22 protein-coding genes are annotated in these 26,962 nt (G+C 70.3%); 12 read left to right on the top strand and 10 right to left on the bottom strand.

Annotated elements, in window-relative coordinates:
• Positions 1 to 259: 259 nt before the first annotated feature.
• Positions 260 to 2,587, top strand: a complete 2,328-nt coding sequence (locus tag AB0B68_RS22105; RefSeq protein ID WP_357262272.1) for a M14 family zinc carboxypeptidase — start codon at positions 260 to 262, stop codon at positions 2,585 to 2,587.
• Positions 2,588 to 2,667: 80 nt separating this feature from the next.
• Here AB0B68_RS22105 and AB0B68_RS22100 read toward each other — a convergent pair whose 3' ends face one another.
• Complete coding sequence (locus AB0B68_RS22100; protein ID WP_357262269.1) at positions 2,668 to 4,788, bottom strand: ThuA domain-containing protein; 2,121 nt, start codon at positions 4,786 to 4,788, stop codon at positions 2,668 to 2,670.
• Positions 4,789 to 5,011: 223 nt separating this feature from the next.
• Positions 5,012 to 5,380, bottom strand: a complete 369-nt coding sequence (locus AB0B68_RS22095) for a VOC family protein (protein ID WP_357262266.1) — start codon at positions 5,378 to 5,380, stop codon at positions 5,012 to 5,014.
• A gap of 116 nt (positions 5,381 to 5,496) precedes the next feature.
• On the opposite strand from AB0B68_RS22095, the gene AB0B68_RS22090 reads away from it, so the two are divergent.
• Entirely contained in the window at positions 5,497 to 6,051 is a 555-nt protein-coding gene (locus tag AB0B68_RS22090) for a hypothetical protein (RefSeq protein ID WP_357262263.1), read from the top strand.
• A gap of 27 nt (positions 6,052 to 6,078) precedes the next feature.
• On the opposite strand, the gene AB0B68_RS22085 is transcribed toward AB0B68_RS22090, so the two are convergent.
• Complete coding sequence (locus tag AB0B68_RS22085) at positions 6,079 to 7,299, bottom strand: DUF6596 domain-containing protein (protein WP_357202279.1); 1,221 nt, start codon at positions 7,297 to 7,299, stop codon at positions 6,079 to 6,081.
• The gene (locus AB0B68_RS22080; RefSeq protein WP_357202276.1) at positions 7,299 to 7,685 is read right to left on the bottom strand and encodes a YciI family protein; all 387 of its coding nucleotides are present in this window, start codon (positions 7,683 to 7,685) and stop codon (positions 7,299 to 7,301) included. The genes AB0B68_RS22085 and AB0B68_RS22080 overlap by 1 nt, the downstream gene beginning before the upstream one ends.
• Positions 7,686 to 8,119: 434 nt before the next feature.
• Between AB0B68_RS22080 and AB0B68_RS22075 the strand changes: the two genes are divergently transcribed.
• The 3 genes from AB0B68_RS22075 to AB0B68_RS22065 all read left to right on the top strand — a co-directional run bounded on the left by AB0B68_RS22075 (position 8,120) and on the right by AB0B68_RS22065 (position 10,440).
• A complete protein-coding gene (locus AB0B68_RS22075; RefSeq protein WP_357262260.1) occupies positions 8,120 to 9,331 on the top strand; it encodes a cellulose-binding domain-containing protein in 1,212 nt (403 codons plus the stop codon).
• 196 nt (positions 9,332 to 9,527) lie between these two features.
• Positions 9,528 to 10,169, top strand: coding sequence for a GNAT family N-acetyltransferase (locus tag AB0B68_RS22070; protein WP_357262257.1), 642 nt, complete (start codon positions 9,528 to 9,530; stop codon positions 10,167 to 10,169).
• Positions 10,170 to 10,293: 124 nt separating this feature from the next.
• Positions 10,294 to 10,440 carry a hypothetical protein gene (locus tag AB0B68_RS22065; protein ID WP_167337290.1) on the top strand — a complete coding sequence of 49 codons (147 nt, stop codon included), beginning with the start codon at positions 10,294 to 10,296 and terminating at the stop codon, positions 10,438 to 10,440.
• Between the two features lie 88 nt (positions 10,441 to 10,528).
• Here AB0B68_RS22065 and AB0B68_RS22060 read toward each other — a convergent pair whose 3' ends face one another.
• Positions 10,529 to 11,074, bottom strand: a complete 546-nt coding sequence (locus AB0B68_RS22060; RefSeq protein ID WP_357262254.1) for an ABATE domain-containing protein — start codon at positions 11,072 to 11,074, stop codon at positions 10,529 to 10,531.
• 45 nt (positions 11,075 to 11,119) lie between these two features.
• Between AB0B68_RS22060 and AB0B68_RS22055 the strand changes: the two genes are divergently transcribed.
• The 6 genes from AB0B68_RS22055 to AB0B68_RS22030 all read left to right on the top strand — a co-directional run bounded on the left by AB0B68_RS22055 (position 11,120) and on the right by AB0B68_RS22030 (position 18,437).
• Positions 11,120 to 12,358, top strand: a complete 1,239-nt coding sequence (locus AB0B68_RS22055) for an MFS transporter (protein ID WP_357262251.1) — start codon at positions 11,120 to 11,122, stop codon at positions 12,356 to 12,358.
• A 67-nt stretch (positions 12,359 to 12,425) separates the two neighbouring features.
• Positions 12,426 to 14,459, top strand: a complete 2,034-nt coding sequence (locus AB0B68_RS22050) for a hypothetical protein (RefSeq protein WP_357202265.1) — start codon at positions 12,426 to 12,428, stop codon at positions 14,457 to 14,459.
• Between the two features lie 127 nt (positions 14,460 to 14,586).
• Positions 14,587 to 15,528 (top strand): NBR1-Ig-like domain-containing protein, encoded by a 942-nt coding sequence (locus tag AB0B68_RS22045; protein ID WP_357202262.1) that lies wholly within the window; start codon positions 14,587 to 14,589, stop codon positions 15,526 to 15,528.
• Positions 15,529 to 15,725: 197 nt separating this feature from the next.
• The gene (locus AB0B68_RS22040) at positions 15,726 to 16,589 is read left to right on the top strand and encodes a peptidoglycan-binding domain-containing protein (protein WP_357262248.1); all 864 of its coding nucleotides are present in this window, start codon (positions 15,726 to 15,728) and stop codon (positions 16,587 to 16,589) included.
• Positions 16,590 to 16,622: 33 nt separating this feature from the next.
• Positions 16,623 to 17,507 (top strand): peptidase inhibitor family I36 protein, encoded by an 885-nt coding sequence (locus tag AB0B68_RS22035; protein ID WP_357202257.1) that lies wholly within the window; start codon positions 16,623 to 16,625, stop codon positions 17,505 to 17,507.
• A gap of 6 nt (positions 17,508 to 17,513) precedes the next feature.
• On the top strand, positions 17,514 to 18,437 hold the full coding sequence (locus AB0B68_RS22030) for a SpoIID/LytB domain-containing protein (protein ID WP_357262245.1): 924 nt from the start codon (positions 17,514 to 17,516) through the stop codon (positions 18,435 to 18,437).
• Positions 18,438 to 18,507: 70 nt separating this feature from the next.
• On the opposite strand, the gene AB0B68_RS22025 is transcribed toward AB0B68_RS22030, so the two are convergent.
• The 3 genes from AB0B68_RS22025 to AB0B68_RS22015 are packed head-to-tail and all read right to left on the bottom strand — an operon-like array spanning position 18,508 to position 24,168.
• Positions 18,508 to 21,381 carry an FAD-binding and (Fe-S)-binding domain-containing protein gene (locus AB0B68_RS22025; RefSeq protein WP_357262242.1) on the bottom strand — a complete coding sequence of 958 codons (2,874 nt, stop codon included), beginning with the start codon at positions 21,379 to 21,381 and terminating at the stop codon, positions 18,508 to 18,510.
• Positions 21,382 to 21,406: 25 nt separating this feature from the next.
• Complete coding sequence (locus AB0B68_RS22020) at positions 21,407 to 22,591, bottom strand: anhydro-N-acetylmuramic acid kinase (RefSeq protein WP_357262239.1); 1,185 nt, start codon at positions 22,589 to 22,591, stop codon at positions 21,407 to 21,409.
• 11 nt (positions 22,592 to 22,602) lie between these two features.
• Positions 22,603 to 24,168, bottom strand: a complete 1,566-nt coding sequence (locus AB0B68_RS22015) for a sodium:solute symporter (RefSeq protein ID WP_357206388.1) — start codon at positions 24,166 to 24,168, stop codon at positions 22,603 to 22,605.
• A gap of 253 nt (positions 24,169 to 24,421) precedes the next feature.
• Here AB0B68_RS22015 and murQ point away from each other — a divergent pair, with 253 nt between their 5' ends.
• Entirely contained in the window at positions 24,422 to 25,315 is an 894-nt protein-coding gene (gene murQ, locus AB0B68_RS22010; RefSeq protein ID WP_357206386.1) for an N-acetylmuramic acid 6-phosphate etherase, read from the top strand.
• 394 nt (positions 25,316 to 25,709) lie between these two features.
• Here murQ and AB0B68_RS22005 read toward each other — a convergent pair whose 3' ends face one another.
• Positions 25,710 to 25,880, bottom strand: coding sequence for a hypothetical protein (locus tag AB0B68_RS22005; RefSeq protein WP_357262236.1), 171 nt, complete (start codon positions 25,878 to 25,880; stop codon positions 25,710 to 25,712).
• A gap of 121 nt (positions 25,881 to 26,001) precedes the next feature.
• Positions 26,002 to 26,796, bottom strand: a complete 795-nt coding sequence (locus tag AB0B68_RS22000) for a hypothetical protein (RefSeq protein ID WP_357262233.1) — start codon at positions 26,794 to 26,796, stop codon at positions 26,002 to 26,004.
• Positions 26,797 to 26,962: the final 166 nt, after the last annotated feature.

Genomic DNA, 26,962 nt, shown 5'->3' with positions numbered 1-26,962 from the left:
AGGAATGCTCAAATTCGATCGACGTGATCCATTGAAGCCGCCCACCCGCATACGCTCACCCGACCGGTCCGCCGGCAATCACCCGTCGTAGGCAGAAGGAGAGGGAATGCGGCGATCACAACGGCGCATCGCGCTACTCGCGCTGTCCACCCTGGTGGGTAGCATTCTCGTGACGACCGGCCCTGCGGGCGCGGATCCCACGGGGCTCGCAGCCGCCGCCAGCCGATCCCAGCCTGAGGATCGTGCAGCGGTACGCCTCGTGCACATCAGGCTGACCGGTGCCGACATGCTGGACACGGTGTCCGCGGCCGGCATCGACCTCGAACACGGCCTCCGCCGCGTGCCTGACGGCATCGAGGGCGAAGTGGTGGTGACCGCCGAGCAGGTCACCGAACTCACGGCGATGGGCGTCGAGGTGCTCGGCGACGACGCGGGTTTCGCGTGGAGCGACGAGGCCGACGGTGGCCTTGGCATCGACGCGGCGAGCGCGCGGGCCGCCCAACCGGCGAACCACGACGCGACGGTACGCGTCGTCCGCGCCGACTGGTTCACCACGAAGGGTCAGGGCTTCCTCTACGTCGAGGCGCGCACCACCGAGGGGCAGCAGGAGGACCCGATCGTCGGGATGCAGCTGGAGAACGACTCGGGGAAGGGCACGCCGTTCGCCTTCGCCCGGACGATGAGCCGGTTCGTCGACTCGGGGCAGTACATGTTCCACCGGAACCTGTTCAAGCTCGACGTACGCCCCAACAAGATCAAGCTGACAAGTTCCACCGGTGGTGTCGCGACCGGCGTCGTCTCCAACTGGCTGGAGGGCGCCCCGCCGCCGCTGACGGCGAACCCGTCCTACAAGTCGGACTTCGTGGACGGCTACCGGCACCCGCAGCAGCTCTACAGCCGGGCCAAGGAGATCGCCCGGCAGTACCCGGACATCGCCGAGATCGTCTACCTGCCGAACCAGACGAACGGGTACCAACGCAAGGCGCAGGCCCAGATCGGCGGTACGGGGCAGTCGGCGGTCGTCGTCTCCTCGGCCGCGTGGGGTCACCAGGGCGGCAACGACATCACAGTGGACTTCGTGGACCGGCCGGACCCGGATCTCCCGCTGGCGGTGGAGGTCACCGGCACGGCGGTCCGTGTCCTGCTCGCCACTGACGCCTCGGGTGCACCGACGAGCACGGCAGTGGAGGTGGCCGAGGCGCTGCGGACCCGCTCTGCGGGGCTCATCGACCGGGCTCACCCGTACCGCGCCAACGAGGGCACCGGCATCGTCGCTCCGACGGCCGGCCCGGTCGCGCTGACCGACTTCCTCGACCAGAAGCGCGTCGGAGCACCGGAGGGCGAGGTGCCGCGCGGGCCGGCGACGATCCCGGTCCTGCGGATCGGCAAGCACCGTGACGGTAAGAAGCCTGGTGTCCTCATCCAGGCGCAGGACCATGCCCGCGAGTGGGTGCCGGCGACGACCAGCCTGGAGTCGGCCGAACGTCTGGTGCACAACTACCGCTCCGACCGGGAGACGAAGAAGATCGTTGAGAACACCGACGTCTTCTTCATCCTGTCCAACAACCCCGACGGGGCGAACTACAGCTTCTACAACTTCGCGTCTCAGCGTAAGAACATGACGAACCACTGCCCGGACGCGAGCGCCGATCCGGGGCAGCGGAACTCCTGGGGCGTCGACCTGAACCGGAACTACCGGGTCGGGTCGGGCCACGACGGCTACGCGGGAGGGTCGACCAACTGCGTCAGTGGCACCTACCAGGGGCCGGAGGAGCTGTCCGAGCCCGAGTCGAAGAACATCATCTGGCTGGTCGAGAAGTACAAGAACATCAAGTTCATGATGTCGGTGCACTCCAACGGCGGCCAGCTCTTCTGGCAGCCCGGCGCCTACATCGCGGACGGCCGGATCACCACGCCGCGCCCGCCGCTGGGTGACGAGGCGTTCTACTGGCAGTCCGCCGCCCGGATCCTGTCCCAGGTCAAGGCCCACCGGGAAACCGTCGTCACGCCGGAGAACGTCGGCGGCTCGTCCGACGTCCTGTACTCCTCGGCGGGCAACGTACGCGAGGACCTGTACCACACCTACGGGATCTACGCGTTCGGCTGGGAGGTCGGGGGCTCCGTCTACAACCCGGCCACCGGCGACTGGCAGGGCGGTTCGTTCCAGCCGGAGTGGGACGGGAACCCCGAGCTGGTCAGTGGCCACGCCGAGACCATGGAGTACGCCAACGGGATCATGGAGATGTTCCGGGTCGCGGCGGACTGGGGCAGGGACAACAAGAACCCCACGTCCCAGCTGGTCCCCGGCGCGGGGCGTTACTCCGGGCCTGTCGACGTGCGCTTCGAGACCAGCGAGCCGGCCACCATCTACTACACAACCGACGGCAGCCGGCCCACGCTCGAGTCGCCCCGCTACGCCGCGACCGAGTTCCGTGAGCCGGGGCAGGTGTTCCACGTGACCGAGACGACGACGTTCCGCTGGTTCTCGGTCGACAGCGCTGGCAACATCGAGAAGAACTACGACCCGACGAAGAACGACAAACGCAACAACTACCGCACCGCGACGATCACAATCGCCAAGAGGTAGCGCCCCGCGACAATCGTTGCCCCGTCGGTGCGGACCACCCGCGCCGGCGGGGCAACTTCTGCATGAACACGTCACGCCGCTCAGCGGCCGTACACCTCCAGCTCCCACAGCGAATAGCCGTACGCGGGCAGAGCCCGCTGGGTGCCTTGGACACGTAGGTAGCGACCGGTCGCCGAGACGGCGATGTCGTCCACACCGCCGTCGCCAGTGGTCGTGGTGTGCACCGGTGACCAGGTGACGTTGTCCGGGGAGACCTGGATCTGGTACGCGCGTGCATACGCCGCCTCCCAGGTCAGCCGGACCCGGTCGAGGGTGCGGGACGCGCCCAGGTCCACCGAGATCCACTGCGGGTCGGCGTACGCGCTGCCCCAGCGGGTGGCCGTGTTGCCGTCCACGGCGTTGCCCGCCACGTGTGTGCTCCCCGGCTCCACGCTGGACGTGGTGACCGGCATGCCCCGGGAGAGCAGGGTGCTGCCGGCCGCGGTGCCGTAGACGTTCAGGTCCCACAGCGAGTAGCCCCACTGGGTGGCGCGTTGGGTGCCGTACACCCGCAGGTAGCGGCCGGTGCCGGTGACGGTGAGGTCGTCGACGCCGCCGTCGCCGGTGGTCGTCGTGTACACCGGCGACCAGGTGGCGTTGTCCGGCGACACCTGGACCTGGTACGCCCGCGCGTGGGCCGTCTCCCAGGCCAGCCGAACCCGGTTGATCGCGTACGAGGCTCCCAGGTCGACGGTGATCCACTGCGGGTCGGCGTACGCGCTGCCCCAGCGGGTGGTCGTGTTGCCGTCCACGGCGTTGGCGGCCGCGTGCGCGCTGCCCGGCTCGACGCTGGACGCCGTCACCGGCCGGCCCTGGGCCAGGTCGGTGGCGGGCGGCTCACTCGGGCCGTCGGTCCTGATCCGCACGTTGCGATAGTTGATGTCCATTCCGGCGCCGTCGTTCTGCAACCCGATGTAGCCGTTGGCGATGGCCCGGCTGCTGACGTAATCGTTGATCTTGACGCCGTTGAGCCAGATCTCGACCCGCTGGCCGTGCACGCCGATCTCGTAGGTGTTCCAGGAGCCGGGTGGGTTGAGCGCCGCCGCGCGGGCGGCCTGGTTGGGTGCCTGGAAGCTGTAGACGCTGCCGGTGGTGCGCGTCGGGTCGCCGTCGGTGGCGTCGATCTGGATCTCGTGACCGGCGGCGACCGGGCCCCACGGGTCGCCCTGCGGATCGGGGAACCCGATGAAGACCCCACCGTTGTCGTCGCCCGGCATCATCCAGTCGACCTTGAGCGAGTAGTTGGCGAAGGTACGCACCGGGTACCAGAGCAACCCCATGCCACCGTTCGACGTGAGGGTGCCGTCGGCCAGGGTGAAGCCGCCCGGCCCCGCCTGCCGCCACTGCCCGAGGCTGGCCTGGGTGCCGTCGAACAGCGGGGTGTAGCCGGGCTCCGGCCGGCAGTCGGCCGCCACCGCGCCCGCCGCCACCTGGATGCCGCCCAGCAGCATGCGGGTGAAGTTCGGGTCGGTGTAGCTCTGCTCGGTGTGGCCGAGGCCGGTGTACCAGGAGCGTCCGCCGCCGTAACTGTGGCACCAGGTGATCGGGTGATCACCACCCATCGACCCACCGGTGTACGACGACTCGTCGAGGTTGGCCAGCACCCTGACCGCCGAGCGGGGGTTGGCCCGGTAGTTGTACCACTCGTCGGTGCGGGTCCATCCCGACGGCAGGTGCGCGGTCGAGATGTTGGCCCGGTCCTCGACCCGCACTGTCGCCTGCTGGGTGGCCGGGTGCGAGGCGAAGTACCCGCCGACCAGCCCGCCGTACCACTGCCAGTCGTACTCGGTGTCCGCGGCGGCGTGCACTCCGACGAACCCGCCGCCGGCGCCCACGTACGCCTCGAAGGCGTCCTGCTGGCCGGCGTTGAGCACGTCCCCGGTGGTGCTGAGGAAGACCACCGCCTGGTACTGGGCGAGGTTGGCAGTGGTGAAGGTCGCCGCGTCCTCGGTGGCGGTGACTGTGAAGCCGTTCGCGGCTCCGAGCTGCTGAATGGCGGCGATGCCGTTGGGGATGGAGGAGTGCCGGAAGCCGGCGGTTTTGGAGAAGACCAGGACCTTGCCCAACGGTGCGGCCTCGGCAGGGGCCGAGGTCACCGTCGCCGTACCGGCGGCGAGGGTGAGTCCGGTGACGACGGCGGCGGCGAGCGGAGTCAACTTCATCGACACGATCTCCTCTGGATCGTCGTGCGGATGCAGGTCTCGCACCCCGGGAAGTGCCCCGGTGTGCCCGCGTCCGCCGAAACGAGGGCGATGTCGAGACAACGCGGAGCGGCGTCACCGTGCCGGGTTGGCGGCAACCGGATGAACATCGATCCACATCGTTGATGTGCAGTTAACAACGGGCGTCAGTGAGGGTCAATCCCTTGGGATGGCCCGGGTTTCCTCAGGAGCGGTGAGCCGCCACGTTGATGACGTTGCCGTCCGGAGCGCGGACGAAGAACCTGCGCACGCCCCACGGCTCGGTGGTCAGCGGGTGAACGATCTCGTAGCCGAGCCGCTGTGCCTCCGCATAGGCGGCGTCCACGTCATCCACCTGCACGCTGATGACCGAGTCCTCGGGTGCGGTCGCGTCGCCGGAGACGAGCTGCACGGCGGTGGTCCCGACGCCATTGTCGGTGTCAGGCGAGGTGTAGCGGGCCACCCAGCCGAGGTTGAACTCCTCGGTGCCGAGACCGAGGAAGTCGGTGTAGAAACCCTTCGCGGCGTCGATGCCAGCCACCGGAAGGTTGGGGAGAATACGGATCACGCGCACGCGGACCTCCAGCTCAGACGTTTTCGGCCTGCCCGATTATCCGCCTGACATGACCCTGACCGCGCACTTCGGGCTCGGGCGGCGACGGGTGGTCCTGGACTCCTAGTCTGTTGACCATGAAGACGCGCAGGCCGGTGCTGGTGGTCGCCCTCGTCACGGTTGCCACGATGGTGCTGGTGGTCGGCGGGTGCGTCGCGGCCGGAATCCTGGCCGTCCGAGATGATCCTGCCGACATGCGTTCGTGCCAGAAGTCGTTGCAGGTCGCCGAGGCGAAAGTTCGGACCGACCGCTGGGACCCGCCAGAGGAGATGCCGGACCTCGGCGATTACCTCGAGATCCACTGGCAGGTGCATGCCAGCGGCAATCCGTGTTCCCGAGCGCCCGGCCCGACGGACTGGGCGTACCAGGGTGTGATCAAGCTGCGGCCGGAAGACACCAGAGTGTTGGCAGAGCGGTACGAATTTCGGCCCTGGTCCTCCGTCAACCTGGATGAACTGTCCCACTCCAGCAAGCCCACGGACGCGTGGTCAGCCCTCGTGCCCTTCCTGCCGACCGCGCCGAGATGGCTGCACAGCACGTTGTACAACGAGAGGGATTCGTCGACACGATGGCGCGTCGGATTCCTCGACGTCGAGCATCAGACGCTCTTCTTCATGCTGAACGACCACTAAGGCCTGTTTCATAAGAACTGCCTTACGTCAGCTCAGCGCGGCCGCCTTGCGCAGCAGCACCGAGCGTTCGCGCTGATTGGCGCAGCGCCGGGCGGCCAGCTCCAGCTCGGCGCGCGCCTCCGGAAGCCGTCCGAGGCGGGTCAGCAGCTCGCCGCGCACGGTCGGGACGAGGTGTGACCCGGACAGCCGGTTCGCGGCGATCAGCGCGTCCACGATGACCAGGGCTGGCGCCGGACCCGAGGCCATGGCGACGGCGACGGCCCGGTTGAGTTCGACCACCGGCGAGGGCGCGACCCTGCCGAGTGTCTCGTAGAGCCCGACGATCCGGGCCCAGTCGGTCTCCTCGACCGAGGGCGCCGACGCGTGCGTGGCCGCGATCGCGGCCTGTAGACCGTAGGGGCCGAGGCCGCGCTGCGCTGCCCTGGCCAGCGCGGCCAGCCCACGGCGGACAGCCGGGAAGTCCCACAGCCGGCGGTCCTGGTCCGCAAGAAGGATCGGGGTGCCGTCCGGGTCGGTCCGGGCCGGGAAACGCGCGGCCGTCAGCTCGCACAGGGCGAGCAGGCCGTGCACCTCCGGCTCGTCCGGCTGGAGCGCGGCAAGTGTGCGGGCCAGCCGGATCGCCTCGTACGCCACGTCGGGGCGCAGCAGGTGGTCGCCCGACGTGGCAGTCGACCCCTCCGTGAAGATCACGTAGAGGACGTTGAGCACACCGCCCAGCCGCTCGCGGCGCTCACCGACCGGCGGCAGCTCGAACGGCACCCCGGCCGCAGTGATCGCCTTCTTGCCTCGGGTGATGCGGGCCTGCACGGTCGGCACCGGCACCAGGAACGCACGGGCGACCTCCTCGGTGGACAGTCCGCCGACCACCCGCAGGGTCAGCGCCACCTGCGACTCGCGGGAGAGCACCGGGTGGCAGCTCACGAACATCAGCGCCAGCACATCGTCGTCGATCCGGTCGGTGTCGATGTCGATGTCCTGATCGAGCGCGGAATCGGCCGCCAACAGGGCGTACCGCTCGTGGAGGGCGACCCGACGGCGGATCGCGTCGATCGCCCGCCGCCGGGCCGTGGCCATCAGCCACCCGGCCGGATTGGCCGGAGAGGCGCGCGGCCAGGACACCAGCGCCTCGGCCACCGCCTCCTGGGCCGCGTCCTCTGCCAGCCCGAAGTCACCGGTGAACCGGGTCAGCGCGGCCACGATCCGCGCCGACTCGATCCGCCAGACGGCCTCGACGTCGGCCGTACCCATCAGACCTGGCCGTTGCTCTCGCCGCCCTGCGGGACCTCGTCGGCCTCGGCCACCCGCCGGACCTCGATCTTGGACCCGCGGACCGCCGGGACCCGCGTGGCCCACGCGACGGCCTCCTGTTTCGTGGCGACATCGAGCAGGAAGTAGCCTCCGAACAACTCCCTGGTCTCGCCGTACGGACCGTCGGTGACCACCGGTGCCGCGCCACCGAAGTCGACAACGACGCCCTGGCGCGGATCGTCCAGCCCTTCGGCCGCGACGAGAACCTCGGCCTTCATCATGTCCTCGATGAACTGGCGGGTGGCGGCCATCATCTCGTCGAGGTTGGCCATCATGGCCGCGTTCGTCTCATCGGTGCCCCGCATGATCAACATGTACTTCGACATCGCGTTCTCCTCATCCGGCGGGCCGCCTCTCGACCCCAGCATCCCCACGTCGAACGGGCGGCCCGCGGATCGACACGAGCCCGGAGCATTCTTCTCTGTCCCTTGCTCGGCGATCTTGCTCTTGCTGTCCCGGCATAAGGGGCATTCCGCCTGTGTCGACAACCGAAACTGCATGATCGCCGCGGTTGGGTAGCGCCGCCGACGCTTGATTCGATCGGCATTCGTCAATAGATTGAGGGTGGGCGCCGCCGGGGTCCGGGGACCGGGCCGTCGGCGGCTGACAGGTCCACCCCGAGCCGGGCATGTCGGTCGTACGCGCGACCGGTCGCTGTGGCGCACCGCCGCGCCGCATCCAGGGCACGTTGCCACGCCGCGTCCGTCCAGGACGCGCCGCCGTGCCGCCTCCGCTCAGCTCGATGGCAGAAGGACCCTTCATGACGATTTTCCGTGCCCGCCCCGCCGCGACCCTGGTGGTCGCCGCGGCGCTGGCCGCCGCCGTGACCACCACCGGAGCGGCCCTACTCACCGGCCCGGCCGCCGCCGCCCAGGGCTGCCGGGTCGACTACACACCCAACCAGTGGCCCGGCGGATTCACCGCCACCGTCAAGGTCTCCCCGGGGGACGCCGCCGTCTCCAGTTGGAGCGTCACCTGGACGTACGCCGGGGACGAGCGGGTCACCAGCGGCTGGAACGCCACTGTCAGCCAGTCCGGATCGACGGTGACCGCCCGCAACGCGTCGTACAACGGCAGCATCCCGGCCGGGGGCTCCACCGAGTTCGGGTTGCAGGGCACGTACGGCACCAGTGGTGGCGCCCCGACCGGGTTCAGCCTGAACGGCGTGCCGTGCAACGGCGCCACGCCGCCGACCACCCCGCCGCCGACGACGCCTCCACCGACCACCCCGCCGCCCACCACGCCTCCGCCGACCACGCCGCCGCCCACCACCGAGCCGCCGACCGGGTGTGCCGGCGCGGTGCTCTGCGACGGCTTCGAGGGCCAGACCGGTTCGACGCCATCCGGTGACTGGACCGTGGTGAGCCCGGACTGTTCCGGCGCGGGTACCGCCACCATCGACACGGCGACCGCACGCAGCGGCAGCCGGTCGGTCCGGATCAACGGCGCCGCCGGGTACTGCAACCACGTCTTCATCAGATCCACGAAGAACCTCGGCAGCGTGGGCAACGTCCGGTACGGCCGGATCTGGGTGCGGCACACCACCGCCCAACCCACCGAACACACCACGATGATGGCGATGGCCGACGCGGCTGACGGCAACAAGGATCTGCGGTTGGGTGGCCAGAACGGCGCCCTCCAATGGAACCGCGCCTCGGACGACGCGACCCTGCCCGAGCAGAGCCCGGCCGGGGTGGCGCAGAGCCTGCCACTGCCCACCAATCGGTGGACCTGCGTGGAGTTCATGGTGGATGGCGCGGCCGGTCAGCTGCGTACCTGGGTGGACGGGACCGCCATTCCCGGGCTGACGGCGGACGGCTCACCGACGCACGACATCGACGGCCAGTGGTACAACCGCACCTGGCGGCCGCAGCTCACCGACCTGAAGCTGGGCTGGGAGAGCTACGGCGGCGGAGCCGACACCCTCTGGTACGACGACGTCGCGATGGGATCGAGCCGGATCGGCTGCTGACCCTTCGGGGTAGCGGGCGGGGCCGTCGCCGGTGCCCGTCCAGATCAGTGAATGTGTCAAGGGTGTGATCCGGAGGCCGGGTCACACCCTTGACCGTCATTGATCTCCATCGCGTCACGGCGGGCCCCACAGCTGCTCACCTCGCGCGGCAGGATGTCTCAAGACTGTCTGATCGGGGACCGAGGAGAGGGCGACAATGGCCAGCACGTTGACCGACATCCTGGACGCGGCGGCGCACGGGCGCTTCCCGCCACCGGACGGCGGAACCACAGTGGTGCCACAGCCAAGCCGCCGTGACGCCGGGGTCATCGCCTTCACCGGACACTCGGTGGTGTTCACCGACGAGGACCCCCAGTGGGTACGCCGTACGATGGCGTCCATCGACTGCGATCCACTGGCGGCCACGATGAATCCGCGTTTCCTGGGTGCGCTGCTCGACCACACTCGGCGCTCCATGGACACGATCGACCTGCTGACCGTGGCGAGCAGCCTTGGCGGGCCACCTCCACTGCCGCTGACCGAGCTGGCCGACGCGGGTCATCCTCGCGAGGTCAGGGCACGTCGGCGTCGTGACGACATCCGTGTCTGGGCCGCCGAGGGTGGGGTGGTCGTGCTCGGCCGCGGGGTGGCCGGCCGGTGGGAGGCGGCGATAGAGGTCGACGACGAGTGTCGCCACCGGGGTCTGGGACGGGCGTTGGCGACGGCCGCCCGACACCTCGTGCCCGACGGTCAGCCGGTCTGGGCCCAGCAGGCCGCCGGCAACGCGCGCAGCGTGCGCGCGTTCCAGGCAGCGGGTTTTCGACCTGTTGGCGCCGAGGCGCTGCTGCTCGCGACGTAGACACCGCAGCGGACGCACCACTGTGGGCCGAAACGTGATCAGCGGGAGGTTTTCCGAGATCACGCCGGGGGGTATCCCGGCGGTTGAAGGCAGCCGCCCGCTACCCCTGATTGAGGAGAGCACCATGTCGGTCCAGGCATTTCTCTACGTTGTCGCCGTCATCCTGATCGTGCTCGCTGCTCTGCCGCTGCCCACGAGGGGTGTCTCGCTCGCGCTTCTGGGCGCCGCCTGCGCCCTGCTGGCCTACGCCTGGCCGGTGATCACCGACTGACCTTGGCGTGAGTCGTCGTTGGTGCGGCCGGTGGCCAGCAGCCAGAGCGTGATCGCGCTGCCGGCCACCGACTGCGATTCTGTTGCCGTCACTGGGCCGCCGTTCGCCGTCGCTGGCGGTACGCGGCGGCCTTGGCGCGGTCCCCACAGCCGCGCATGCCGCACCAGCGCCGCCGTGCGCCTCGCGACCGGTCGACGAACGCTCGGGTGCAGTGCTCGTCGGCGCACCAGCGGAGGGCCAGCCGGTCGTCGCTGGCGTGCAACTCAAGGCAGTCGCGGGCGAGGACTGTCAGGACGGCGTTCAGGCCGCCGTTGCGGTGCACCCCGTCGACATCGAGGCGCAGCGTGGGCAGTGGTCCCGCTGCCGCCTCATTGACCAGATCGCGATCCGCCGTGGCCGCGTCCGTGCCCTCGATCAAGGCTTGGACCAGCCGGAACATCGCCTCTCGGACCGCCTTGACGTGCCGCAGGCCGGCGTTGTCCACATCAGGCGCTTGCTCGACGATGCCGGCCTGGACGGCCCAGTCCGCGAAATCTGTCGGCGTGGTCAGCTGCTCGACGTCAGCGTGGCCGCGCTCGGCGAGGGTGGGAAGGAAGTCCAGTACCGGCCGATCGGCGATGAACTCAAACTCCACGTCACCATATTGACCGGTGACGCGACGTGGTGCAAGAGTGAGGCGATGTCATCACCGGTCGAACAGGTGACGGAGCTGGATCCCGGTAGTCGCCGCGACGCCGCTCGGCTGAGCCGCTACCTGGTCATGGCACTGCTGGCCCGTACCGCTGACGAAGGCGCCCGGGTCGCACTGGTGATCTTCGCGTTGGACCGGACGGGCAGCGCAGCCGTCGGAGGGATGTTGGTCGCGACCCTGCTCCTCCCACACGTCGTGGCAGCGCCCCTGGTCGGCGGGCTGGTCGACCGGTCGCGACGACCGGCAGCCGTGCTCGCCGCCGCGATCGCCGTCTTCGCCAGCGCCCTCGCGGCAACGGTCGCCCTGCTCGGTCACGCGCCGCTGTGGCAGACCTACCTCGTCCTCGCGATAGCGGGGTGTTGCGGACCGGCGGTGACCGGCGGGCTCACCAGCCAACTGGCTGCCCTGGCCGGTTCCGCGCACGCTCGTGCCTTCGCGCTTGACTCGTTGTCCTACACCGTCGCCGGCATGGTCGGGCCCGCGACGGTGGGGCTGGCGGTGGCGTACGCCAGCCCGAGCGCCGCCATCATGGCGCTCGCGGTCGCCGGCGGGCTCGGCGCGCTCGGCGTCGCATCCCTGCGCCTGCCAGCCCTCTCCGCTGGGAAGCAGACCCGAGCGGTCGACCTGTTCCAGGGTGCCCGCGAGTTCGTGCGGAACCGGGCCCTGCGAACGATCACACTTGCCACCAGCGTCGGCCAACTGGGCCTCGGCGGTCTGGCTGTCGTCGCCACCACCCTCGCTGCGGCTGCGCACCAACCCAGCCGAGCTGGGCTGCTCCTCAGCGTGACCGCCGGTGGCGCGTTCGTGGGATCACTGCTCTGGGCGTGGCGTCCGATGCCGGCGTCCCGCGCGCCTCTCGTGACGGTCTGGGCCATGGTCGCGGTCGGCGTACCCCTCGCGTTGGCCGCCACTGTGCACTCCCTGTCGCTGGCCGCCGCACTGTTCGCGCTGTCCGGGCTCTTCACCGGACCGTTCGCCGCAGCGCTGTTCCTGGCCCGGAGTCAACTGGCCGCCGAGACGACCCGTACGCAGGTCTTCACCATCGGCGCCGGGCTGAAGGTGGCCGCCTCGGCGATCGGCATCGGTCTCCTGGGCCTCGCCACCGACCTGCCGGCTGGTGCTCAACTGCTGGTGGTGGCCGCCTTCCCAATTCTCGCGGGCGTCGCCGGCGGCGTACTGCTGCGGCGCCCACGAGCGGTTGCGGGCGAACACATCGATGCTTGCTGAGTTTCTTTCACAAGCGTAGGAAGGACACCACCCGTCGATCCGCCGTCCAGCGTCGAAGGAGATGCGTGTGACCACCTCCAGAGGGCTCCGTCTCGCCGTGTCCGTGCTGGTGACGGCGGGTGCCGTCCTGCTCGGCACGGCGGCCCCCGCCGCACCGCCAACGGCTCCCGCACCGGTCGGGCACCCGTCCTGTGACCCGATCGACCCGGCGGCCTGCCTGCTGCCGTTCCCGAACGACTACTTCACCGTGGCGGACCGGAGCAGCCCCACCGGCAAGCGGGTGCGGTTCGCCGCCGCCGCGATGCCCGCCAACGTGCAGGGAACCCCGATCGACCCGACGGAGTGGAATCGGCAGGACGGGTTCAGCCCAGGCTCACCGATCCTGGTGCGCGTACCCGGTCTCGACGCCGCGGCCAGCGGGATCGCGCCGGTCACCGACATCGGCCGCTCGCTGGCGCCGAACGCGCCGATCGTGCTGCTCAACACCCGGACCGGTGAGCGCACGCCGTACTGGGCCGAGTTGGACGCGCACGCCACCGGCCAGCCCGACCGGCAACTGCTGATCATCCGGCCGGCGGTGGCGCTGACCGAGGGCACCCGCTACGTCGTCGGGTTGCGCGGCCTGCGGGACGGCAACGGTGCGTCGATCCCGGCGCCGAAGACGTTCACGGCGTACCTGTCCGGTGCTGGCCTCAAGCAGCGGGACGCGCGGGGGTCGCAACTGAGGCGGATCGTCGCCGAGCTGAGTCGGGCCGGCGTCAAGCGGCACAGCCTCTACCTGGCCTGGGACTTCACGGTGGCCAGTCGGCACGGGCTGACCGGGAGGATGTTGGCGGTCCGGGACGACGCGTTCGCCGACCTCGGCCGGGCCGCGCCGCCGCTCACCGTCACCCAGGTGACCGACTATTCGCCGGAGCAGGATCCGCTGATCGCCCGGCAGGTGACCGGCACCGTCGGCGTACCGTCCTATCTGACCGGCGATGGCGGGCCCGGCTCCCGTCTGCACTACGGGCCCGCCGGCGGCGCCGGAACGCCGCCCACGCCGAACGCCCTGCCCACGCCGTCCGGCGCGACGGTGGCGGCCGACTTCGTCTGCAACATCCCGCGCAGCGCCTCGGCTGCGCGGCCGGCTCACCTCTCGCTCTACGGCCACGGACTGCTCGGCCGACCGACCGAGATCAACGCCGGCAACGTCAGGACGATGTCGAACACCCACAACTTCACCTTCTGCGCGACCAGTTGGATCGGCATGGCCGCCGCAGACGTTCCCTTCGTGGCCAACGCCTTCACCGACCTCAGCGCCTTCCCCGCGGTGGCGGACCGGTTGCAGCAGAGCTTCCTGAACTTCCTCTTCCTGGGTCGCGCGATGATCCACCCGGCGGGGTTCGCCGCCCACCCGGCGTTTCGGGACGCCACCGCCCGGCCACTGATCGATCGCGTCGGCGGGCTGCACTACGACGGCAACAGCCAGGGCGGCATCAACGGAGGTGCCCTCACCGCCATCGCCCAGGACTGGACCCGGTCGGTGCTCGGCGTACCGGCGATGAACTACTCCACGCTGCTGCAACGCAGCGTGGACTTCGCACCGTTCCAGACCGTGCTGGACGGCTACTACCCGGACAAGGTCGACCAACAGCTGGTCCTCGCGCTGCTGCAGATGTTGTGGGACCGGTCCGAGGCCAACGGGTACGCCCAGCACATGACCGACCGGCCGCTGCCACGTACACCGGCGCACCAGGTGCTGATGCACGTGGCCTTCGCCGACCAGCAGGTCTCGCCCGCCGCGGCGGAGGTGCAGGCGCGCACCATCGGCGCGCGCCTGCACACACCCGCGCTCGCCGACGGCTGGTCACTGGACGCGCGACCGTACTGGGGCATCGCGCCGATCCGCCGCTACCCGTACACCGGCTCGGCGATCGTGATCTGGAACAGCGGCGCGGCGCACGCGCCGCCCCCAACCAACCTCGCCCCGGCGGGGCCGGAGTACGGCGACGATCCGCACGAGTTCCCCCGCGCCCAGGCCGGAGCCCAGAAACAGAAGGCAGTCTTCCTGCTCACCGGCAAGGTCGTCGACGTCTGCGCGCGGACACCCTGCCCGTGAGGCCCGGCCCGCCGGGACCACCACCCCGGTGTCGTCGATGCGCCACATTGATGGCGGCCTTGTCCCGATCGGTACCCTCTGGCACGCTCTGACAACGCCGGACGGTGTCGTCTGACATGGGGGAGTGATGAAGGACCAGCGTGCTGCCACCCAGTCGCTTCAGGACAGACGAGCCGCCGAGAGCTTCGCCGAGCAGCTTCGGACATTGCGGACCAGCGTGGGTGACCCGTCGTTCCGGAAGATGGCCGGGCGCTCGGGCCGGATCTCGCACACCACGCTGCACGAGGCCGCCGCCGGCACCAGGTTCCCCTCCTGGGAAACGGTCCGGGAGTTCGTCCGCGCCTGCGAGGCGGACGAGGCCCAGTGGCGGCGTCGCTGGGAGGACGCGCAGCGTCCCGCGTCCGTTTCCGGCTCAGAGGACGGCGATACCGCCCCGGAGACGACCGGGCCCGTCGCGTCTGTCGTTCCCGTGCCGTCGCCGGAGCGGCAGAACCCGCTGCGGGGCACCGACTATCCGCCGACCGACCAGGACGTCGCGAGGGGACCTCGGCACCGGCTGCCGTGGCTCGCCGCCGCCGCTGTGGTCCTGGTGGTGGCGATGGTCGCCGTGCTGGGAGTCGTCGTCCGCGGCCGGTCGTCCCGGGACGCCCCCGACGCCGTTTCGGCGTCGTCCACACCGACCGTGTCGCCGTCGGCGTTCTCGGACTCGCTGATCCCCGGCGACTCGAGCAAGTTCATCGCCGACGTCACCATTCCCGACGGCACCCGGGTGCGGGTGAACTCCCAGTTCGTCAAGGTGTGGGCGCTCAAGAATGTGGGGAAGGTGGCCTGGCACAACCGTTTCCTGGCGCGGACCAACCCGACCGCCGACGCCGACGGTTGCCAGGTGCCGGATCGGGTGGCGATCGGTGACACACCACCTGATGAGCAGGTGATGATCAGTGTTGAGGTCACCGCGCCCAGCCGCCCCGGAAAGTGTTGGGTGAGCTGGAAGATGGTCGACGAGAACGGGCAGGAGTACTTCCCCACCCGCCGGCCGGTCTACTTCATGGTCACCGTCACCGCCTGAACGCGCTCCCGGCCGGTGCCGGAGTGCCATCGCTCGATGTCAGCCCCGGACGCCACCGAATCTGACAACACCACATCCATCGAGGTCGGCGAGGGCCTGACGGATCTGACAGCACAGCAGGGGTACCGAACAGCAGGCCGATTCTCGCAAGGTGATGTCCGTTCCGAACGACTCACCAATTGCGAGGAGGATCGACAGTGCGCCGTCCCTGGTTGTCCGTCGGGCTCGCCGCGCTCTGCGTGGCCGTCGGCGTCCCGGCCCACGCCGGAGCCGCGACATCCGGCGCCACAGCGCAGCAGCCCGTCACCACGGCCGCGCGGCCAGTCGTGGACATGGAGGCCACCGTCCTGGCGGCCCAGATCGACCCCCGCCGCGCAGACAACACACTGACCCCGGGCGCGAAGAACTCGGTGCTCGCCGTCGAGCAGGCGCTCCAGGCGCGGGGCCTGCTGAACGCACAGTGGGTCGACGGCTACTTCGGGACCGTCACCGTCTCGGCGTACGCGGCGTACCAACGCTCACTCGGCTACACCGGGCTGGCCGCCAACGGGCTACCCGGCACGACGTCGCTGACGAAGCTCGGGCTGAACCGTTACACAGTCGGCAACACGATCGGCCCGGGCGGGAAGGTCTCGCGTGACGGGTACGTCGTCAACGCCCGCACCCAGGCCATGCTGTCCGAGGCGCAGCGTCTCCTCGGCTATTCCCTGGTGCTCGATCAGGGCTCCTACAACCCCGGGGGCGACCCCACCTCGGCCGGTACGCACGACGGCGGGGGTGTGGTGGACATCGCGGTCACCGGCATGACCGCTGCCAGGCGCACCGCCGTCGCCAGGGCGCTGCGTCAGGTCGGCTTCGCCGCCTGGGTCCGTAGCCCGAGTCAGGGCGACTGGCCGTGGCACATCCACGCCACGGCGATCAACGACACGGACCTGTCCAGCCAGGCGCAGCACCAGGTCGGCGACCACTACCTGGGCATGAACGGCCTGGCCAACCAGGGACCGGACGACGGCCCCCGGGTCCCGATCAAGACCTGGGAGCAGTACCAGCGCGGGCAGTGACCCGCACCCTCTCACCGTTTGGGAAAGGACACCATGAACATCCGTAAGAGCCTCGCCGCCGTCGGCGTCGCGCTGGCCGCGACCACCTCGATCCTCAGCGTCGCGTCGCCCGCGTCGGCGGCGGCCCGAGACGGGGTCTGCGACAGTGGCGAGTTCTGCTACTACTACAACAGCGACAACGCGGGATCGATCTCTGACTTCACCGGATCGCTCGACGACTACGGCACCGAGCAGCCCTCGTGCTACGACTTCAAGGGCGCTGGCGCTGGCAAGGGCCTGTGCATCAAGAACGAGGCCGCCTCGGTCTGGAACCGCAGCACCAAGACCGTGCGCGTCTACTACAACAGCGGCTACGCCGGTTCTTACCAGGACTTCGCGGCCGGCGCGAAGGGCAACCTCAACGCCACGCTGAAGAACAACAACGCCTCGCACCAGTTCTCGCCGTCGGCGCGCACGAACCTGTCGTACGGCCTCTACCAGGCCAGCGGCGGCACTGTCACGTGCGGCTTCGACGGTTACACCACCACGCCCGGGCGGCACGAGGGCATCGACATCGCCCGCAGCGTCGGCTCGGACGTGCGGGCCCTGGTCTCCGGATCGGTCATCTACGTCGCGCGGGGCAGCACCGGCAGCGGCGGCCTGTCCACGATCTCCGTCTACAACTCCTCGCTCAACAAGACGGTGATCTACCTGCACACCGCGCCGAGGTCCGGGGTGAGCGTGGGCGACGCCATCAGCAAGGGCGAGATCATCGCCGACGAGTCGTGGCACGGGGTGTCGTCCAGCTCGGGCGCGCACACCCACGTCGAGGTCCGGGCCGGCCGGCAGACCCACGCGGCCGTGAGCGTCGGCGACCCCACCCTGGACAACGCCGACCCGACCGCGTTCTGGAACGCCCAGGGCTACAACGAGAGGTAGGACGCCGTGCATATTCGCAAGGGCCTCGCCGTCATCGGCGCAGTCCTCGCCATGTCCACCTCCATCCTGAGTGTGGCCTCGCCGGCAGCGGCGGCCGCACGGGACGGAACCTGCGACAGCGGTGAGTTCTGCTACTACTACAACAGCAACCAGGCCGGTTCGGTCTCCGACTTCACGGACTCACTGGACGACTACGGCACCACCCAGCCGACCTGCTACGACTTCAAGGGCTCGGGCAGCGGCAAGGGCCTGTGCGTGAAGAACAACGCCGCGTCGGTGTGGAACCGCACCGGCAAGACCGTGCGCGTCTGGTTCAACAGCAACTTCGCCGGTGCGAGCCAGGACTTCACGTCCGGCACGAAGGGCAACCTCAACGCCACGCTGAAGAACAACAACGCCTCGCACGAGTTGCTGAGCGGGCCGACGGGCTGTAGCACCGACGGCACCAACAGCAAGCTGCCGAGCACCATCCTCGTCTACCGGGTCAGTCTCGGCCGGGTCGACCGGGTCGACTTCAAGACGTACGTCAAGAACGTCCTCCCGAACGAGTGGGTGACGAGTTGGCCGTCCGCCTCGCTGGACGCCGGTGCGATGGCCGTCAAGAGCTATGGCTGGTACTGGGCGCTGCACTCGACCCGGAAGACGTCCGGCGGGCAGTGCTACGACGTCCGTGACGACACCGGTGACCAGGTCTACCGGCCGTCGTCGGCACAGACGTCGACGTCCGCCGCGGTGGACCGGACCTGGTCGGCCCGGATGACCCGGAGCGGCAACATCCTGCGGGCGCACTACTGTGCGACGACGACCGCATGCGGTGGCTGGGTGGACGGGGACTGGCTGTCGCAGTACGGCTCGCGTGACCTCGCCAACGAGGGCAAGAGCTACCAGGCGATCCTGCGCTACTACTACCGCGACATCGCCCTCTCCTGAGGGTTCCACGCACGAACGCGCCGCCCGCCGCAGATCCGTGGCGGGCGGCGCGCTCATGGGCACGCGCCGGTTACGCCAGCGGCTCGATCGCCTCGACGAGCACCTCGAGCACATGCCGGTACGGCTGGCCGGTGGCCCGGCTCATGCCCATTTCGCAGGTGCGGTTGCAGGAGGCGTACGCGTCGTGGTCGCGCTCATTGATCTCGGCGGCCTGCGCCGCCGTGGCGCCGGCTGTGACCTCGGGGTGCAGCAGCCCCCGATCACCGGCGAAGGCGCAGCACCCCCAACTGTCCGGCACGGTGACGGTGTCGGCGACCGCCCCGGCCACCGCGCGCAGGTCGTCGATGCCGCCCAGGTGCACGGTGGAGCAGGTGGGGTGCAGCGCCAGCGAGCCCAGTCGCCGGGGCTGCGGCAGCGCCGGCAGGAGGTGTTCGGCGGTGAAGGTGACGCTGTCGACGAAGCGCAGCGCGCCGTAGCGTGCCTGTTCCTCCTCGGCCAGCGCGGCCGTCAGCTGCGTCAAGCCGTGGGTGCACGATGACGCGTCGCACACGACGGGCAGGCGACCCTCGTCACTGGCCGTCCAGAGCGCTTCCAGGGTCCGCTGTGCCATCTCGCGGTGGCCGGCGGGGTAACCCTTGGACTGCCACGGGGTTCCGCAGCACAGGCCCGCCGTGCCGGTCGGTACGACGAGCGGCACCCCCGCCAGTTCGCAGAGGCGCAGGAACGCCGCCGCCGACCCGCCGGACGAACCGTCCTCGGGGGCGAAGAGGCTGCCGACGCAGGCCACGAAGAACACCGCCTGGGCGTCCGGCGCGCTGCGCGGGGTGGGGCGGGGCGCGCCGGCACGCGGCATATCGTCGGTCCACAGTGGCACCAGCTCGGAGGCGCCGAGCCCACGGATCATCCCGGTGGCGGCGCGGGTGACCGGTGTCGGCACCGCGTGCGCGGCGGTCAGCCCCATCCGGACGCCCGTCACGGCGGCCTGCCAGTGCTTCGCGGCGGTGCGGGCGGTGCGCTGGGCGCGAGGGCTGTGTCGCTCGGCGCGCAGCCGTTTCATCGCCGCCCCGGTGTCGATGCCGACCGGGCAGGCGGTGACGCAGAGGCTGTCCGTGGCGCAGCTGTCCACCGCGGCGTACTCGTAGTCGGCGGTCAGCTCCCGGCGGCGCTCCTCGTCGCCGGCGGCGGTGGCGAGGGCGATCTGCCGTTGCAGGACGATGCGCTGCCGGGGTGTGGTGGTGACGTCGGCGGTGGGGCAGACCGGCTCGCAGTAGCCACACTCGACGCAGGCGTCCAGCTCGGGGTCGACCGTCGGGACGGCCTTGAGTTGCCGCAGGTGCACGGTCGGGTCGTCGTTGAGCAGCACACCGGGGTTGAGCAGGCCGCTCGGGTCGCACAACCGCTTGAGTTCACGCATCACGTCGTACAGTTCGTCGCCGTACTGCCGGCGGACGAAGGGCGCCATGGCCCGACCGGTGCCGTGCTCCGCCTTGAGTGTCCCGCCCTCGGCGAGCACCAGGTCGACCATGTCGTCGGTGAACCGGGCGTAGCGGTCGATCTCGGCGGGGGTGTCGAAGGACTGGGTCAGCATGAAGTGCAGGTTGCCGTCCCGGGCGTGTCCGAAGATCACCGCGTCCGGGTAGCCGTGCCTGTCGAACAGGCGGATCAGCCCGTCGCAGGTGCCGGTCAGGCGTGGCATCGGCACCGCGACGTCCTCCAGCAGGGCCGTGGTGCCGGGCGGGCGGGCCCCGGCGACGGCGGTGTAGAGGCCCTTGCGCAGGTGCCACAGGTTGGCCCGTTCGCGTGGGTCGCGGGTCAGCTCGGTGCCGGTGACGGCCGGCAGCCGGTCGAGTACGGGCCGGGCGTCAGCCAGCGTCGCGGCCAACTGCTCCGCGCTGTCCTCGGCGAACTCCACCAGCAGCGCGGCGTGCCCGGTGACCGTCAGCCCGCGCAGGGCTGTGCTGGCACCCGGGTCGCGCTGGCTGACCCGCAGCGCGGCCGCGTCGAGCAGCTCGGCGGTACGGGCGCCGGCGGCGAGCAGCGCCGGCAGCGCGTCGGTGGCGTCGGTGAGACCGGGCAGGATCAGCAGGCCGGTGGCGGCGTGGCCGTGGATCTCGACGGTACGGAAGACGGCCTCGGCCACGAAGCCGAGCGTGCCCTCGCTGCCGATCATCAGGTGGGCGAGCATCTCGACCGGGGTGCTGTGGTCGAGCAGGGAGTTCAGCCCGTACCCCATGGTGTTCTTCATGGCGAACAGCCGCTCGATGGTGGCGCGCGACCCCGGCGTCGAGCGCACCCGGTCGCGCAGGCGCAGCAGCCCGGCGTGCAGCTCGGGCTCGTCGGCCCGCAGCCGGTCGTCGGCGTCGCGGGCGCCGGAGTCGATGACGGTGCCGGACGGGAGCACGAAGCGCAGCGACTCCATGGTGCGGTACGCGTTGTCGGTGGTGCCGCAGGTCATCCCGCTGGAATTGTTGGCCACCATGCCGCCCACAGTGCAGGCGGCCTCGCTGGCCGGATCCGGGCCGAGTCGGCGTCGGTAGCGGGCCAACCGGGCGTTGGCCTGCCGGATCGTCAGGCCCGGCTGGAGCCGGATGCGGCGGCCGTCGTCGAGGACCTCGGCGTGACGCCAGTCGGTGCGGACGTCGACCAGCACGCCCGCGCCGCCGGCCTGCCCGGCCAGGCTGGTACCGCCGCCGCGCAGGGTCAGCGGCACGCCGGCCTCGCGGGCGCCGGCCATCAGCGCCCCCACCTCGGCGGCCGAGGAGGCGCGGACCACGGCCTGCGGCTCGAACAGGTACGGCGAGGCGTCGTGTGCCGCCGCCAACCTCCGGGGCAGCTCGGCGCTGGCCCGGTTCGGATCGTCGAGACGCGAGCGCAGCAGTTCGGCGACCTCGCGGGCGCGAGCGCCGGCCGCGCTCGGCGGCGGCACGGGTACGACGGTGCTCATGGGCGGATCCTCCGAGAAGGGATGGTCAGTCGGCCACCGGAGATGCGACGACAAGCAACCGGGCGGGGGCGGTGCTGGCCGGAGCCGGCAGCCGCAGCGGCTGCCGGCCGGGGGTGATGCTGCCGAGCACCGAGGCGTGCCGCGCGCCGGTGCCCGAGGGCAGGGTGCCGGGCAGCCCGTGCACGGTCAGGTAGCCCAGCAGCGCGAAGGCCAGCGCCTCCTTGGCGTCCGACGCGATGCCCAGGTCGTCGCTGGAGGACAATTGGACGCCGGGCAGCTCGTCGGCGAGCATGCGCATCAGGATCGGATTGTGTGCGCCGCCGCCGGAGACGACGAGCCGGGTGACGCCGTGGTCGCGGCAGGCGCCGGCCACAGTGACCGCCGTCAGCCGGGTGAGCGTGGCCAGCACGTCCTGCGGGTCCGGTGTGGGCGCGTCGGCGAGGGCGGCGAGCAGGTACGGCAGATGAAACAGCTCTTTCCCGGTGCTCTTCGGGCCGGGCAGCCGGTAGTACGGCTCGTCGAGCAGCCGCCGCAGCAGGTCCGGGTTCACCTGCCCGGCAGCCGCTCCGCGCCCGTCCCTGTCGTACTCCTCGGTGCCTCCGCTGAAGTGGCGGGCGGCGGCGTCGAGGAGTGCGTTCGCCGGTCCGGTGTCGAAGGCGAGTGGGTCCGCGTCCGGCGCGACGACAGTGATGTTGGCGATGCCGCCCAGGTTCAGCGCGGCCGGGATGCCGGGCAGGCCACCCAGCAGCAGTGTGTCGAAGAGGGCGACCAGGGGGGCGCCCTGGCCGCCGGCGGCCACGTCGCGGCTGCGCAGGTCGGCCACGACCGGAAGGCCGGTGGCCTCCGCTATCCAGGCCGGCTGACCCAGCTGGAGAGTGCCCCGAACCCTGCCGTCCTCCACCCAGTGATGCATCGTCTGCCCGTGCGACACGAGCAGGTCGGCGTTGCCGTCGCACAGCTGGGCGAGGGCCCCCGCGCCGGCCTCGGCGAAGGCCTGACCGATGCCGGTGTCCAGCACGCAGATCGCCTCGGTGGTGGTCGCCGCAGGCGGCAGAGCCGCGGCGATCTGCGTGCGCAACTCGTCCGAGTAGGGGTGGCTGAGCCGGCCCAGTGGTCGCATCCGCACTGTGTCGCCGCTGAGCTCGAACTCGGCCGCTGCGGCTTCGATGCCGTCGTAGGAGGTTCCGGACATCAGGCCGATCACGCGCATCACGTCCTCCTTCACGCCCGGCCGGCTGGCGCCGCCGCCGTGTCGTCGTCGACCTCGTCGGTACGTCCATGGTCGTACGGCGTCTCCGGGGCCGGGTGGAACCGGCTGGACACCGCGCCGACGACCAGGGTGATCAGGACGCCGATCGGGACCAGCCACTGGGCGGCGATGGCGGTGGCGGTGGTGGCTCCGGCCGTCGTCACATCGATCTTGACGTAGCGGACGATGTAGGTCATCACCGCCACGGTGACCAGGAAGGCGATCACCGCGTCCACCTGGTTGGCCCGCTTGACGAGACGGCCGAGCAGGAAGGCACCGAGCAACGCCCCGTAGGTGTAGCCGGCGATGGTCAGACCGGTCAGGTAGACGTTTCCGGTGCTGGAGCTGAACGCGCAGGCGAAGATCGCCATCAGCACCGCCCAGACCAGGGTCATCACCCGGGCGAGCCGGAGCATCGTGTCGTCGGACGGCACCGTGCGGAAGAAGCTGTGGATGAAGTCGGCGACAGTGGAGTTCGACATCGAGTTCAGCGCCGAGGACAAGGAGCCCATCGCGGCGCCGAGGATGCCGGCCACCAGCAGACCCGAGATGCCCACCGGCAGAGCGTGCAGGATGAAGCTCGGGTAGAGGTTGTCGCTGCTGGCCAGGCCGAGCTCCTTGAAGGTCTGACCCTTGTTGTACGACCACAGCAGCGCCCCGACCAGGGAGAACGCCGCGAACTGGATCACCACGAAGATGCCCGAGGAGATCATCGCCTTCTGTCCCTCGCGCAGCGTGCGGGTGGATAGGATGCGCTGCACGATCAGCTGGTCCGAGCCGTGGCTGGCCATCGCGAAGATCGCGCCACCGATGATGGCGGTCGGCAGGGCGAACGGGCTGGTGAGCACGTGCGCGAGGTTGAAGTTGGTGTCGAAGAGCTGGAACTTGCCGGCGTCCAGCGCCTGCGAGTAGCCGTCGAAGCCGACGGCGTGGCTGAGCACCGCGATGGCCAGGATGGCCCCGCCCAGGTACAGCCCCATCTGGATGGCGTCGGTCCAGATGACCGCCTTGATGCCACCGAGGTAGGTGTAGACCACAGTGATGAGCGTCAGGACGATGATGATCGCCTGATAGCCGACATTCAGCCCGAACTCGTCGAGAAGAAGCTTGATGGGGATGGCCGAGGCGAACAGCCGTACACCCTCGGCGAGCAGGCGGGTGAAGACGAACGTCACCGACGCCAGCCCTTGAAGTTTCAGGCCAAACCGCTCACCGAGGTACTGGTAGGCGCTGACGAACCCACCCCGCTTGTAGAGCGGGATGAGCACCGCTGCCACCACGACCCGACCAATGACGTAACCCAGGGCCAGCTCGACGTTGCCGAAGCCCTGACCGCTGTAGGCGCCGCCGGGAACACTGATCACGGTCAGAACGCTGGTCTCGGTGGCCACCACCGAGAACGAGACGGTCCACCAGGGCAGCCGACCCTCGCCCACGAAGTAGTCCTTGGCGGACTTCTGTTTACCGGACAGGCGTAGTCCGACGAAGGCGATCACCACGAGGTACAGCACGATCACGACGAGGTCGAGTTGACGCACGGCTCGCTCCCAACCAGCGGTTGTCAATAAGTGACGTTGGGCCAGCCTAACTCGAAACTTTTTGCCACCGCCGGTCCGGGCTGGTTACGCTGTGGTTTCAGCCTGCTGATACGGGGACTGTTCGCAGCTGCGCCCTCGGCCTGGCCGCGGCGGCGGGTCGCGAGACGCGCTCGACGACGAGCCGCCACCGGGCGACCGGAGACCTCTCCCCGCCGGCCGGCGACTGCACACCAGCGAGAGGAACGAGCACCCCGTGGACCTCAGCACCCTCGGCACCGAGACCCGCAACGACAAGACCGGCGACCTCGACCGGATGTCTCCCACCGAGTTGCTTCTCGCGATGAACGACGAGGACCAGACCGTCGCCGCCGCCGTCCGCCGGGCCGTGCCGGACATCGCCGCCGCCGTCGACGTCATCGTGGCCTCGCTCCGTCAGGGCGGACGGCTGATCTACCTCGGCGCGGGCACCAGCGGCCGGATCGGCATGCTCGACGCCGTCGAGATCCCACCCACCTTCGGCACGACGCCCGAGCGGGTCCTCGGTCTGCTCGCCGGCGGGGCACGAGCCTTCGGTGTCGCGGTCGAGGGCGCTGAGGACGACCCGACCCGCGCTGTCTCCGACCTCGACGCCGTCGGCCTGACCGCCCGCGACACTGTGGTCGGGCTCGCCGCCAGCGGCCGTACCCCGTACGTGGTCGGTGGGTTGGATCATGCCCGCGCGCTTGGCGCGGCGACCGTCTCGGTGGCCTGCAACACCGACGCGGTGACCAGCCGCCACGCCGACGTCGCCATCGAGGTGCCCACCGGCCCCGAGGTGCTGACCGGCTCCACCCGGCTCAAGGCCGGCACCGCCGAGAAGCTGGTCTGCAACATGCTCTCGACGGCAACGATGGCCCGGCTCGGCAAGGTCTACGGGAATCTGATGGTGGACATGAACGCTACCAACGAGAAGCTCGTCGACCGGGCGCGTCGGATCGTCGCCGACGCCGCCGACACCGATCTCGACACGGCCGCGAGGGCGCTCGCGGCGGCGCACGGACACGCCAAGACGGCCATCGTGCTGCTGCTGGCGAACTGCACCGCCGAAGAGGCCGCCGCTCGGCTGCGCGCCGCCGACGACGACGTACGGGCGGCCGTCGCGGCCTGATCCTCGGGTTCGCGGTGAGACCCTGATCCGGTCAGGTGCTCGTCACCCGGTCGGACGTCAGGTCTCCAGGTCGAACGCGAACGTGCCCGCCTCGATGCGGTCGATGAGCTGACGGACATCGTCGGCCAGCTGGACGGCGTCCTCCCAACCGCCGCTGGTGATGTCGACCAGCAGCACCGGGGCGGGGTCACTGCGCAGGTCGAGGACGAGCTGTTCTCGGGAGCCGTCACCGCCGATGATGGCGATGCCAGGATGCGCGACGGTGGCTTCGTCCCACGCCTCACGCAGCTCTGACCGAACCGTGTCCAGGCCCGCGCAGCGGCTTGAGCCGGGGTGGCGATCTCGTCAGGTCGACGAAGCGCCCCGTCCGCAGCAGACGGGGCGCTTCGTGGTGTCAGTTGAGCGGTGAATCCGGAACCGTTCGGTCCTCGTCGACGTCGGGGGTACTGGCCAGCTCGATCCGGGGGGACCGGTCCGGCGGGAGGTGGGCGAAGTCGGCGATGACGACGACATCCACCTCTCCGTCGATCATCGACTGCTCGATGGTCTCCCAGGGAGCCCGCATGACTCCTGCGAATCGGTAGGAGTTTCGACGGAGGTGGCTGAGACACCTCGCGACGACGGGCTCCGACGGCTCGATGTCGGCGGGGATCCAGATAACGGCGATTTCCATGAACCTCTCCTGATCAACGTCGTGGACGCGAGTGGGTGATCAGGAGTTGGCGGGGCGGAGGAGGGCCACGCTCGACGGGTCGACTGGTAGCGCGCATGTCGACGGCGGTGACGGTGAGCCCTGCGCGCAGAGGCGAGGTGCGCGGCGGAGCTTCGGCCGTTGAGGTGGGTGGATCGGCGCCGCCGGCACCGACGCCGGTCGGTGCGGACGCGAGCGCCAGGACGAACGCCGGTGGCCCCGGTGCGGGCCGGGCGGGCGGGATGGGCCGCTGTCCGGTGACGGCGGCCACCGTCTTCCTCGCCTGCCTCGACGCCTCGCCGTCGGACGTGCCGTCCGCGCCGCCCCGGGACACCGTCGCCGGCACGGGCGTCTGCGGTGTCGGCGGTGGCTGCGAGTCGGCCCGTGCCTCCGGGGACTCCGAGGTGGACGGTGCCGGTGTGGCCTTGGGCGACGACGAGGGGGTCCCAGCCGGCCGACTTGGCCGGGCGGTGGAGGGCTTGGCTGACGGCGTCGGCACCGAAACTGGAACCGCCGACGGCAGGGGCAGCGGGTCCGTCGACGGTAGAGGCACGGGCACGGAGACGACAGCGGTCGGCAGGGGCAGGGGGACGGTCAGATCCACCTCGACCACGTCGGCCACCGAAACCTTGATGGCCTCCGGCGAGGTGGCGACCTCCACCAGTGGGAGCCGCGACGGCGACGGGGTGTCGGCGTGGGCGGGGTCGGCACCCAGAGCCGCGCCGAGCGCCACCGCGCCGAGCGCCACCGCGCCGAGCGCCACCGGGGGAAGGCTGTGCCTCAGCCGCATCAGACGCAGACTGCCGTCAGTGGGATCGCCAGCCCTACCTGGCCCGGGTCACCGGTTCGGTGCTGCTGGCCGTGCGGATGCCCCGCGCACCCTGCAGTTCCCTCCATGGGCGGGTTCTTGCCCGAGGGGACTGAGGGCTACACCTTCTGTCGATATCCGGTGAGCG

Source organism: Micromonospora sp. NPDC049049 (genome assembly GCF_040649115.1).
In the GTDB taxonomy this organism is placed as follows: domain Bacteria; phylum Actinomycetota; class Actinomycetes; order Mycobacteriales; family Micromonosporaceae; genus Micromonospora.
Note: the sequence above shows the minus strand (reverse complement) of the source record. Positions and strands in the feature narration are given on the sequence as shown.